At 35.3% G+C, this 12,144-nt stretch carries 12 protein-coding genes; all 12 read right to left on the bottom strand.

Going from position 1 to position 12,144, the window contains the following annotated elements:
• Positions 1-28: 28 nt before the first annotated feature.
• On the bottom strand, positions 29-1,264 hold the full coding sequence (gene porV, locus MY04_RS18475) for a type IX secretion system outer membrane channel protein PorV (protein WP_066212117.1): 1,236 nt from the start codon (positions 1,262-1,264) through the stop codon (positions 29-31).
• A gap of 143 nt (positions 1,265-1,407) precedes the next feature.
• The gene (gene porU, locus MY04_RS18470; protein ID WP_066212115.1) at positions 1,408-4,797 is read right to left on the bottom strand and encodes a type IX secretion system sortase PorU; all 3,390 of its coding nucleotides are present in this window, start codon (positions 4,795-4,797) and stop codon (positions 1,408-1,410) included.
• A gap of 104 nt (positions 4,798-4,901) precedes the next feature.
• A complete protein-coding gene (carA, locus tag MY04_RS18465) occupies positions 4,902-5,999 on the bottom strand; it encodes a glutamine-hydrolyzing carbamoyl-phosphate synthase small subunit (protein ID WP_066212114.1) in 1,098 nt (365 codons plus the stop codon).
• Between the two features lie 133 nt (positions 6,000-6,132).
• Positions 6,133-6,612 (bottom strand): 50S ribosomal protein L17, encoded by a 480-nt coding sequence (gene rplQ / locus MY04_RS18460; RefSeq protein WP_066212112.1) that lies wholly within the window; start codon positions 6,610-6,612, stop codon positions 6,133-6,135.
• A 156-nt stretch (positions 6,613-6,768) separates the two neighbouring features.
• Complete coding sequence (locus MY04_RS18455; RefSeq protein ID WP_066212111.1) at positions 6,769-7,764, bottom strand: DNA-directed RNA polymerase subunit alpha; 996 nt, start codon at positions 7,762-7,764, stop codon at positions 6,769-6,771.
• Between the two features lie 97 nt (positions 7,765-7,861).
• A complete protein-coding gene (gene rpsD / locus MY04_RS18450; protein ID WP_066212109.1) occupies positions 7,862-8,467 on the bottom strand; it encodes a 30S ribosomal protein S4 in 606 nt (201 codons plus the stop codon).
• Between the two features lie 137 nt (positions 8,468-8,604).
• Complete coding sequence (gene rpsK / locus MY04_RS18445; RefSeq protein ID WP_066212107.1) at positions 8,605-9,000, bottom strand: 30S ribosomal protein S11; 396 nt, start codon at positions 8,998-9,000, stop codon at positions 8,605-8,607.
• Positions 9,001-9,035: 35 nt separating this feature from the next.
• Positions 9,036-9,404: a 30S ribosomal protein S13 gene (gene rpsM, locus MY04_RS18440; protein WP_066212103.1), complete on the bottom strand. Its 369-nt coding sequence runs from the start codon at positions 9,402-9,404 to the stop codon at positions 9,036-9,038.
• 59 nt (positions 9,405-9,463) lie between these two features.
• Positions 9,464-9,580, bottom strand: coding sequence for a 50S ribosomal protein L36 (gene rpmJ / locus MY04_RS18435; protein WP_084005960.1), 117 nt, complete (start codon positions 9,578-9,580; stop codon positions 9,464-9,466).
• A gap of 231 nt (positions 9,581-9,811) precedes the next feature.
• A complete protein-coding gene (infA, locus tag MY04_RS18430) occupies positions 9,812-10,030 on the bottom strand; it encodes a translation initiation factor IF-1 (protein WP_044228392.1) in 219 nt (72 codons plus the stop codon).
• A 15-nt stretch (positions 10,031-10,045) separates the two neighbouring features.
• Positions 10,046-10,819: a type I methionyl aminopeptidase gene (gene map / locus MY04_RS18425; RefSeq protein ID WP_066212100.1), complete on the bottom strand. Its 774-nt coding sequence runs from the start codon at positions 10,817-10,819 to the stop codon at positions 10,046-10,048.
• Entirely contained in the window at positions 10,819-12,141 is a 1,323-nt protein-coding gene (secY, locus tag MY04_RS18420; RefSeq protein ID WP_066212099.1) for a preprotein translocase subunit SecY, read from the bottom strand. The genes map and secY overlap by 1 nt, the downstream gene beginning before the upstream one ends.
• Between the last annotated feature and the right edge of the window lie 3 nt (positions 12,142-12,144).

The raw sequence follows: 12,144 nt of genomic DNA, 5'->3' as shown, positions 1-12,144 counted from the left end.
CTCACCTTTTATTAATTTTTGATGTTGATTAGATATCATCTGCATCTAAGACATCATTACCTCCTGCTGGATTATATGATTTTTTCTTCTTGAGTGAGTTCTTCCCCCCAAAGTTAAAGGAGAGGGAGAATCGTAATGTATCCTCAAGAGGATTGTTTCTTTTGAATGATAGAAGGTAGGCAAAATCTAGTGTTACGACTTGGTATTTAATACCTAAACCTAATTGCATATATTGTCTATCACCTTTATCTGGATGCTCATAGAAATAACCCATTCTAGCTGCAAACATATCGTTATACCAATATTCTGCACCCACACTCCACATAAATTCTTTCATTTTTTCTGAGAATCCACCTGGAGCTTTTGTCAAACCATTAAACATCCCTTCTAAAATACCTACTGATCTAAAGTCATAAGTTGAATCTGGTGTGGGCACCAACAACTTGTTCACATCTACACCAAAAGTCAATTTATTGTAAGCATCAAGATCTAAAGTCAATGATGTACCTAGCTTTAAGTTAGTAGGTAAAAAGTCTTCTTGCGAACTAGCACTATAATTCATCTTTGTACCAATATTTGATACATTCCATCCCCATGCAAAAACGCCTGAATATTGTCCGATTTGAACATCAGGATTTCTAAAGTAACCAGAGATATCAGCGGCAAAGCCATGTGCTGGTTTACTATCTACATTACCACCTGATAATGATCCAGCTAGATTACTGTAGATATAACGTGCTGAAACGGCCATACTATAGCGGTCAGATAATTGCATCGCAAAATGACCATCAAAAGAATATTCTCTTGGATTGAATAGTTGTAATGTATTACCATTGTCGTCAGTAAACTGAATACTTCCTAAATCAAAGTAACGCATACTGAATCCAACAGTCTGACGCTTATTCAAACGTTTATAAGCTGAAAGATAACTTAAAGACATATCGCCAACAATCTTTTGTAGCCAAGGATTGTAAGACAATGATGCACCCCAATCATCTTCGATGAAAGCATATTTTGAAGGGTTCCAATGTGATGATGAAACATCTGGCGAAGTCGCCACACCCATATCACCCATTGCTGCACCTCTTGCTTCAGGTGAAATATTTAAAAAGGGTACCGCGGTAATAATAGGATTACTATTAGCATTACCACCATTAATAATATTACTTGGTGGGTTTCCACTACCACCACTCTGTGCTTTTACGTCTACTACAAAAAATGATAAGAGTATTAAAAAAGCAAATGAATTCTTCAGATTGAACATAACTAAATGCTGATCGTATTAAAGTCGAAAAAAATAGCTGCGATGAGCCAAACTAATTATGTGTAATTGTTTTTTATAGGCAGTTGCTCTAAATCTATTTATTTAAAGATAAGTAATCTATTTAAATAAAAGTCATTATTTGATTAAATAACTACTATTCTGATAGTTTTTACTGATTGTAGTCCCAATATAGGACTTTCTATGATGAGTTGTATTACATAAATCCCTTTATTTAAGTTCAATGAAGATTTCACATCATCATATTGTATTTGAATGATATCATCTGATACTTCGTATTCTAAATCGCTCTTAAGAACAACTTTACCAGACATATCCACAATATTCGATTGAATCTTTAGATATTTTCCACCTAAATTATGTTTAAATGATAAAGTAAATTGATTATTTACAGGATTAGGATAAGCTTTTAACTCCTCCACTTCTATTTCATTAATGTTACTTACATAGAAACGTATCGTTTTTGATGATCTATTATTCAATACATCCCAAACAACTAACTCTAAAGTATGTTCACCTTCTTCTAGGTTATTTACAGGAAAAACTAAAGAATATGTATTTTCTTGACCTGACACAGGCATGATGTAATCATTTACAACCCAACTAGTATCACCTTCATCCAAAATCAATGTCGCATCATGTCCAACTCCAATACCAGATATATTAATACCGGATTCATCTTCTAATTCAGCATGAAAATAAAGATCTGGATAGGTATTAACATTTGAAGGATCTCCATTTAAAGAAATTGATATTTCAGGTGGATTATTGTCCTGAACAGGGTTATCTGAAGAACCACCAATTAAAATATTCATTTCTCCACCAATTGCCTCTTCATTATCATTTGCTTTGGCATAAAGACTAAACTTTGCATTCCCAATATTATACCTAATATCTAACGGTACTACAAAATCAATTTCGAATTCACCATTTACAACATCAGCAACCCCTCTAAAAAGTTGATATTTTCTTTCCTGGTATTCAAATACAGTTTCAGGTCCATCATTTCCTAATGTCGATGATGTTATTGGTTTTTCGAACAATGTTAAAAATACTTCTCCATTAAATCCGGTATTTCTAGTATTATCATTAACTATCTCCCCTCTTAAACGAATTCTATCTAAAGCTTTAATTGTATCAGAACTTGATAATAGTTCATCATTCAAATGAGTAATTTTTGTTTCAGTTTTAGGAATGAATAATCTCATTGATGGGTCTCCAAGCAAGGCGAAATTACGATTTCTTGTACCTCTTAAACTATTATTCTTAGTTAACTTAAATACATCTCCTAATCGAGGATAATTACCATCGGCATCTTTCACAAAAATTTGTTCATAAAATGCTTTATTAATTACAAGATTACTTGATGCAAACACTGGTCTTGTGGTAGTCATCAAAGCAATTGCTCCTCCTTTAGAATTAAATAATAGTTGCTCAGCACCTGATTCATAATTAGGATTATCGTACCTGCCGTATTCACATGTCGCTGTAAAAAATAATGGCAAATGATGATAATTAGTCAAATTATTCGCTAATTCTAAATCCATTATTGTTTCATCTGCCCATCTTGAAATAGAACCATGACCACTGTAATTGATAATCATCGCCCCATCATCATTTATTGTCTTATAAACAAGATCGTAAGTTTCAGGAGCTATTGCACCTGTAGGAGAAGTTTCTTTCTGAAGGTTATCAATATATATTCTCTTAGAATTAAACTCTTTAAAAGTTTCTTCTACATAAACTGCCAATTCATTTGCATCAGACTGATGGTTATTGTTATCGCCATCATCTGCAACAAAAACAATATCTTTTTTCCATTGTTGTCGATTAGCTGTAGTGGTATCGTAACTTATCAGTTTATTTAATAGTAATTGAGCTTGTTCTACATTTCTAGCGGGTAATCTACCAATTCCTATTTCTAAATCATATTCATCTGCAGTTCCTTCAATATCTTCAGTCCAATAACCTTCATGATTATCAAAGAAACCAAAATAGTCTTCAGATGAAAAGGTTTGAGTTCTATGTAAAACATTTCTTGACTCATATACAGGCACTTGACTAGAATTCTCGAATTGACTCCCTTTATAATCATATGATCCCTGACCGAATAACAATAAATACTTTAGTTCTTGATTATTCTTCTCATATAAATATTTAGCAAAGTCTCTAATAGCACTCACATCTTGTCTTCCAGAAGAAAATTCGTTGTAAACTTGATCTGTGGTGACTACGGAAACAGATAAATTATCATGTGACTCTCTATGAGATTTTAATTGATTTGCTTGTGTTAAATATTGTGGAGCAGTAATAATCAGAAGGTTAGGTACACTAATACCTCTTAAATTTTGATTCGGTATTTTTTCTAAATATGTAGGCGATAAAACATTTGAGTTATTAAATGCAACCACCTCAAAATAACTTTTTGATCTTGATAAGTTATTTCTATCATTAACTTTAGGCAATACATAGATATCTTGGGTATTTGAAATGTCCCAAATTTCTAAATTACTACTATTTTTAATCGCAGCTACATCTCTAGAATCATTATCAAAAAATCCATGAAGAGAAAAACCTCCACTTTTTTCCATTAAAGTTCTATTGATATTTAAAGTAATGTAATCTAGATACCCTTCAGAATCAGATAAAGGTTTGCTAAATGAAATATCAAACGTGATATTATCTCCAATCGAATTAACAGAATAAGGATCAAATAAGGAGTTGACCATATGACCCTGATTCCCATATCTATATGAATTGAATTCAGGAGCAGCTGGTACTTCTAATTCTCCTCTATTAACAGTATTAGTTTGAATACTAAATGTACTTACTTCTCTGGATTTCCCCATTACCCCTATTTTAAATCTTATCAGCGAAGCAGTAGATTGTGGTATAACAGGAATACTAATACTTTTTGATGTTGTTGTTGTAAAATTTTCCCCAAAGAAAAAACGTCCAGAAGCATCATTTAAAGCTGTTCTTATGTCTTCTTCAAAGTGAATACTCTCAATTAATTGATCAAAGTTTTGAGAATTAATTCCAGAAACATTTCGATTTTGTATCCTTTTGGGTGAACCTTGGCTTTTAACTACTAAAAAGTAATTATTGGTAGCTGAATACAAGTTCAACTCTTTATTAACAAACTCTTCATCAGAATTGATGATGGTTTTATTTGGTCCAAATCCGTAAAATAAGAAATATGAATTGCTATTTAAGTTAGTGTCATTCCCCACATATTTCATAGGAACTTCTAATAATTCATCAGGTCTGTAATCAGAATTAGTTTGAGGAAGCATGCCTTCTCCAAAACCATATAAGAACAATTGGTTTGCATTTAAAGAATTAATATCAATGCCCATTTCTGACATTAATGAAGCATCTATTTTATAAATACCATCTTCGGTGATTTCTAATTTGTAAATATCTCCTTGGGATAATGGAGATTGCCCCAAAACGAAACCAATAGAAAAAAATAGAAGGATAAAAGTTGATATGTAAGATTTATTAGAAGTCATCTATGTGTTATTGATCATCACATCGTTTGTATTTTTACAAGATACAAAAAAAGCATGGTCAATTAAATAACCATGCTAATTTATCTTTTATAACTAACTAATTGCTAGTTATTTTCTTGAATCATTTCTAGGAAACGAGTAAATAAATATCTCGAATCGTTAGGTCCCGGAGAAGCTTCAGGGTGGTATTGAACTGAGAATGCGTTTTTACCAAGTACCTTGATCCCCTCAACTGTTTCATCGTTAAGGTTGATATGAGTTAACTCGATAGCATCGTTCTTTTCAATACTTTCCATGCTTACTGCAAAACCGTGGTTTTGAGAAGTCACTTCAGATCTACCAGAAACTAAGTTTTTCACAGGGTGATTTGCTCCTCTATGTCCGTGGTGCATCTTATATGTTTCAAGACCCATTGCTCTTGAAATAATCTGATGTCCTAAACAGATACCGAACAATGGTTTATCAGCATCTAAAATTTGTTTTGCTGTATCCACTGCATAATCCATAACAGATGGGTCACCAGGTCCGTTTGATAAGAAATAACCATCCGGTTTCCATTGTTTCATTTGCTCAAATGTAGTATTTGATGGGAATACTTTACACAACATACCTCTTGATGTAAAGTTTTCAAGAATAGACTTCTTGATACCCAAATCCAATACAGCAACTTTTACAGCAGCACGAGGATCACCTACGATATAAGGTTCTTTAGTAGTTACAACCGAAGACAATTCCAAGCCTTCCATATTAGGAGTAGCATCCAATTGTTTCTTAATTACCTTAAGGTCTTCAGTTTCAGATGTAATAATAGCGTTCATCGCACCTTTCTGACGGATATGTCTTACTAAAGCACGAGTATCAATATCTGCAATACCTACTAAGTTAGCTGATTCTAAATAGTCTTGTAATGAACCCTCAGCAGTACTTCTTGAATAAACGCTTGAAAAGCTTTTTACAACAAGACCATTAATTTGAGGCTTTTTAGATTCATTCTCGTTGTGTACTGTACCGTAGTTACCGATATGTGATACAGTATTTACAATGATTTGGCCATAGTATGAAGGATCAGTATAGATCTCTTGATAACCTGTCATACTTGTGTTGAAACAAATTTCGCCTGTTGTTGTACCAATTGCTCCGATGGCTGTTCCTTTATAGGTAGTTCCATCTTGAAGCATTAAAATGGCAGTCTTCTTCTCCATTGATATTACAGTCTAGTTGAACTTAGTGCAAAAATATTAAAAATTTTGGGTATGATGATATACATGACCTAAAAAAAAGGGAAATGATTAATTAACCATTTCCCTTTATTATAATTATCGATTCACCATCTGATTATTCAGCTGATTCTTCGTTATTATTTTCTTCAGTTGCTGGTGCTTCTGGAGCAGCAGGAGCTGAAGCTTTTTTCTTTCTACGACGAGTTTTCGTCTTAGTTTCTTTAACGTTGTAGATATCGTTAAAGTCAACAAACTCGATCATTGCCATTTCAGCACCGTCACCTAAACGACGACCTGTTTTGATGATACGAGTGTAACCACCTGGACGGTTGATTACAGCATCACGAATTGCTGAGAATAACTCAGTAGTCGCGTACTTGTCACGAAGGTAAGAAAATACCACACGACGAGAGTGCATTGTATCGTTTTTCGACTTAGTTACTAATGGCTCTACGTATTTACGTAATGCTTTAGCTTTAGCAACTGTAGTGAAAACACGCTTGTGCTCGATTAAAGAACAAGCCATGTTAGCAAGCATAAGCTCTCTATGCTTCTTTTGTCTACCTAAGTGGTTGAATTTTTTACCGTGTCTCATTGTAATAATGATATTGCAACAGCCGTATTAGGAACTGCTACATGATTAATAATAATTATTGGACGGTGAACCTCCAAAAAGCCTTAGCTTTTCTTCGGCCGGTAATTAACTAACTGCCGTGTCCAAGGAACAGTTAGACATTTATGTAATTAGTGACTAATCTTCGTCAAGACGGTATTTAGTCACATCCATACCAAATGACAATTTCTTATCAGTCATCAATTGTTCTAACTCAGTAAGTGATTTCTTACCAAAGTTTCTGAACTTCATCATGTCTGAAATTTCTAAAGATGCTAAATCTCCCAAAGTTTTAACATCTGCAGCTTTCAAGCAATTGTATGCACGAACTGATAAATCAAGATCAGATAATGATGTTTTAAGAAGCTTACGCATTCTTAAGTATTCATCATCAATTTCCACTTGAGCGTCGTTTCCTCCATCATCAATAATCATATTATTGTCAGAGAACAACATAAAGTGTTGGATCAAGATATTAGCGGCGTCTTTTAAAGACTCCTCTGGCTCAACAGAACCATCAGTAATAACTTCAATCACCAATTTCTCAAAGTCAGTACGGTCGTCAACTCTAAAGTCTTCAACATGGTATCTAACATTTTTTACTGGAGTGAAGATTGCATCAATCGGAATAAAACCAACAATATCATCAGCTTCACTCTCAGCTTGTTCGTCTGCAGATAAGTATCCACGGCCGTTCATCATTGTGAACTCAACCTGAAGATTTACGCTCTCGTCTAAGTTACAAATTGTAAAATCCGGGTTAAGGACTTTATATTCTTCTGTGAACTGAGCAATATCACCCGCTTTAAATTCGCTTTTACCACTGATGTTGATGTTGATTTTTTGCGACGGATTTTCTACCTCAGCCTTAAAGCGAACTTTCTTTAAGTTTAAGATAATCTCAGTCACATCTTCTACAACGCCATCGATAGTCGAATATTCGTGAAGTACATTTGGGAATTTGATACCCACGATAGCATATCCTTCAAGCGACGAAAGTAATATACGTCTAAGAGCGTTACCAACTGTTACGCCGTATCCTTTTTCAAGAGGTTTGAATTCGAAAAGGCCTTTGAATTCATCAGCCGATTCCTTTACCAACTTGTCAGGTTTTTGAAAAGCAAGAATGGACATATAATGATTGTGGTTTTAAAAAGTTTAATAAGATCATAAGAAAAGCTTCTAAGGATGTTAAAATAACATACTTAGAAGCATTTTCCAAAGATCTATATTACTTAGAGTACAACTCGACGATAAGTTGCTCTTGAATATTTTCTGGGATCTCGTCTCTCTCTGGATTTTGAACGTATTTACCTGTCAAATCTTGAGCGTTATATTCTAACCAAGAATAAGCAGTACGTTGTTTACCAGTCGTAGCCTCTTTGATCACTTTGTTAGTTTGTGATTTAGCACGAATACCAATCACATCACCAGCTTTCAAAGTGTAAGAAGGAATGTTCACTACTTTACCGTTCACAGTAATGTGTTTGTGCGATACTAATTGTCTCGCAGCTCTACGAGTAGGAGCGAATCCTAAACGATATACTGTGTTATCAAGTCTCGCTTCTAAGAACTGTAATAAGTTCGTACCTGTGATACCTGATTTTTTCGCAGCTTTTTCGAAAATGTTACGGAACTGACGTTCTAATACACCATAAGTGTATTTCGCTTTTTGCTTTGCAGCAAGCTGGATAGCATATTCAGACTGCTTACGACGTCTGTTTTTACCATGCTGTCCCGGAGGATACGCCTTTTTCTTAAGTTCCTTGCATGCCCCGAAGATTGGATCATTAAACTTTCTAGCAATCTTCGATGTAGGCCCTGTATATCTAGCCATTTCTCTAGAATTTTAGGAGTGTCTTTAAAAATTAATTTTTTCAGGAGGTGCTAATGATCTCTGTCGTGGCTTATTACGACAGACCCTGTTTATAACACACTCATATCGAATGTTCTCTTAAAAAAGAGAAGGTCAAATCAGACTCTTCTTCTTTTCGGAGGACGACATCCGTTATGTGGTAGAGGAGTAACGTCTTTGATGATAGTTACTTCAATACCTGAATTTTGTACAGTACGGATAGCCGCTTCACGACCAGAACCCGGACCTTTTACAAAAACCTCAGCTTTACGCATACCTAAGTCGAATGCAACTTTCGCTGCATCTGATGACGCTTGTTGCGCAGCATAAGGAGTGTTTTTCTTTGAGCCTCTGAAGCCCATTTTACCAGCTGAAGACCAAGAAATCACTTGTCCTTCTTTGTTGGTGAAAGAGATGATAATGTTGTTGAAAGATGCTTTGATGTGCACTTCCCCCTCCTGAGTTACATTAACTACTCTTTTCTTAGCTTTTTCGTTTTTTCTTCTTTGAGCCATAATTCTTTTTGTTCAGCTAAACGCTATGAACTAAATTATTTCTTCTTGTTTGCAACTGTCTTACGCTTACCCTTACGAGTACGTGAGTTGTTCTTGGTATGTTGACCACGAACTGGCAAACCTCTTCTGTGACGAAGGCCTCTGTAACATCCAATATCCATCAAACGCTTGATGTTTAATTGAATTTCTGATTTTAATTCACCTTCGATTTTGTGACCTTCTGTGATAAGTTCACGAATCTTTTGTGATTCTTCGTCAGTCCAATCTTGAACTTTTTTATCCTCGCTTACTCCAGCTTCAGCAAGGATACTCGCCGCTGACGCTCTTCCAATTCCGAAGATGTATGTTAATGAAATAACACCTCTTTTGTTGTTTGGAATGTCAACACCTGCAATACGTGCCATGTTTTACTTGTGAACGGTTTTGTAAAACTTAAATTAATTCTCGCTGTTGTACTAAGAAATTATCCTTGACGTTGTTTATGTCTTGGATTCTTCTTGTTGATAATGTACAACTTGCCTTTGCGGCGGATGATCTTATCGTCCGCACTGCGTTTTTTGATAGAAGCTTTGACTTTCATTGCTCCGAATTTTTAAACGTATAAAATCCCTGATTTAATGTCAAGGCACCCGAAAGTCGCCTATCCATGCTCAGTCTATCCAAATAATTTTGAATAAATCACATGCACTAAACATACCTTCTTAATAATTAGGCAAAAATAAAGGGAATTCTCCCATTATTTTGTTACTGCGTGTTAATCTATTTGAATAACACTGAATTCAGGCCTGCAAAGATAGGTATTTTTTTTGAATTATTTATATCTATAAACAATTCTTCCTTTAGTAAGATCATATGGAGACATTTCCAAACGAACTTTGTCACCTGGGAGGATACGAATGTAGTGCATACGCATCTTACCAGAGATGTGTGCTACAACTTGATGTCCATTCTTTAGCTCCACACGGAACATTGCATTAGAAAGGGCCTCTACGATCGTACCGTCTTGGGTAATATTAGATTGTTTTGGCATTTGATATTATTTTAATTAAAATGGATATACTTCCTCGATGTACTTGAATGTTGTCAACACTTCTGTTTCACCATTAACAATAGCAACAGTGTGTTCATAATGAGCTGAAGGTTTACGATCTCTCGTACGGATTGTCCAACCATCGTTGTCTTGAGTAATTGCTCTTGTACCTAAATTAATCATAGGTTCAATTGCGATAACTAATCCATCTTTGATTTTTAATCCTCTACCTCTTTTCCCATAGTTAGGTACTTCTGGTTTTTCATGTAGGTGTCTACCTAAACCATGACCAACCAATTCTCTAACGACTCCGTAACCGTGCATTTCAGCGTGTTGTTGAACTGCAAAGCTCACATCACCAATTCTGTTATTGACTTTACAAGCATCAATTCCTTTATAAAGTGATTCCTTAGTAACCTTTAAAAGTTTCATTACTTCAGGATCCACATCACCCACTGGGTAAGTGTATGCACTATCAGAATGAAACTCATTTAAAAGTACTCCGCAATCAATAGAGATTACGTCACCACTTTTCAACTCATAATCGGAAGGGATACCGTGTACAATAACGTCATTTAATGACATGCACAAAGTGTTTGGGAACCCATTATAATTCAAGAACGAGGGGTGAGCCCCATTGTCCATGATAAAATCATGAGCGATTTTATCAATAGCACTAAGGCTTACCCCTTCTTTAATATTCTTGGCGATTTCACCATGCGTTCTGCCGAGTAAATCAGCACTAACACGCATTAGTTCTATCTCTTCTTCTGTTTTGTAGTATACCATTAGACTGTTGCCACGTTTTGGCGTCCTTTGATATTCCCAGACTTCATCATTGAATCATAATTTTGCATAAGCAAGTATGATTCGATTTGCTGAAGAGTATCTAAGATAACACCCACCATGATAATAAGTGATGTACCACCATAGAATCTAGAAAAACCAGCACTAACACCTAACATACTAGCAAAAGCTGGCAAAATTGCCACAACTGCTAAATATACTGCTGAAGGTAATGTGATTCTATCTAGAATCCAGCTAATGAAGTTTGAAGTTTCCTCACCTGGTTTCACATTTGGTACAAATGCATTGTTTCTCTTTAAGTCTTCTGCCATTTGATCAGGGTTGATCGTAATCGCCGTATAGAAATACGTGAACACTAAAATTAAAATTGCAAATGTCAAATTGTAAGCTAATGATGTGAAGTCAGCAAAATTTTGCTGAATCCATCTCGCATTATCACTTTGATCTGCCCAAATGCCTGCAATCATAGAAGGAAGGAACATTAATGATTGTGCAAAAATGATAGGCATCACGTTCGCAGCATTCACTTTTAATGGAATGTAAGAACGTTGGCCAGTAGCCAAAGTACGTTTCTTACCTCCAGCACCTACTACCTGACGTGCATATTGCACAGGTACCTTACGAACAGCTGCGTTCAATAGAACAACACCCATTACAATAAAGAACAAAGTAACAAGTTCAGCAACAAATAAAATGTTTTGATCTAATTGATCTACTTCTTGATACAATGCTACAGGTAAGCCAGAAATGATACCGATCATGATTAACATGGAGATACCATTACCAATTCCTTTTTCAGTGATTTTTTCACCAAGCCACATACAGAAAATTGTACCCGCAGTCATAATTAATATGGATGCTGGGTAGAATAATGACTGTTTGATGACGATTGCCTCTGTAGGGATCGTAGAATATAAATATCCTGATCCTTGGAAGAGTGTAATCACGATCGTCAAAACACGCGTAATTTGGTTAATTCGTTTACGACCAGATTCTCCTTCCTTTTGCATACGCTGGAAGTAAGGCACTGCCATGCTCAACAATTGGATCACAATGGATGCCGAAATGTAAGGCATGATACCCAAGGCAAAAATAGAAGCTCTAGAGAATGACCCGCCTAAAAAGACGTTTAACATTCCTAGAATTCCATCTGTTTGATCTGCAAGTTCTGCAGGGTTAACGCCGGGCAGTACGATATACGATCCCAATCTGAAAATCGCTAGGAGCGCAAGAGTGAATAAAATTCTGTTTCTTAGCTCCTCGATTGAAAAAATGTTCTTCAGTGTCTTGACAAACTTGTTCATAGC

The sequence above is a fragment of the Flammeovirga sp. MY04 genome, from assembly GCF_001682195.2.
Classification (GTDB): domain Bacteria; phylum Bacteroidota; class Bacteroidia; order Cytophagales; family Flammeovirgaceae; genus Flammeovirga; species Flammeovirga yaeyamensis.
Note: the sequence above shows the minus strand (reverse complement) of the source record. Positions and strands in the feature narration are given on the sequence as shown.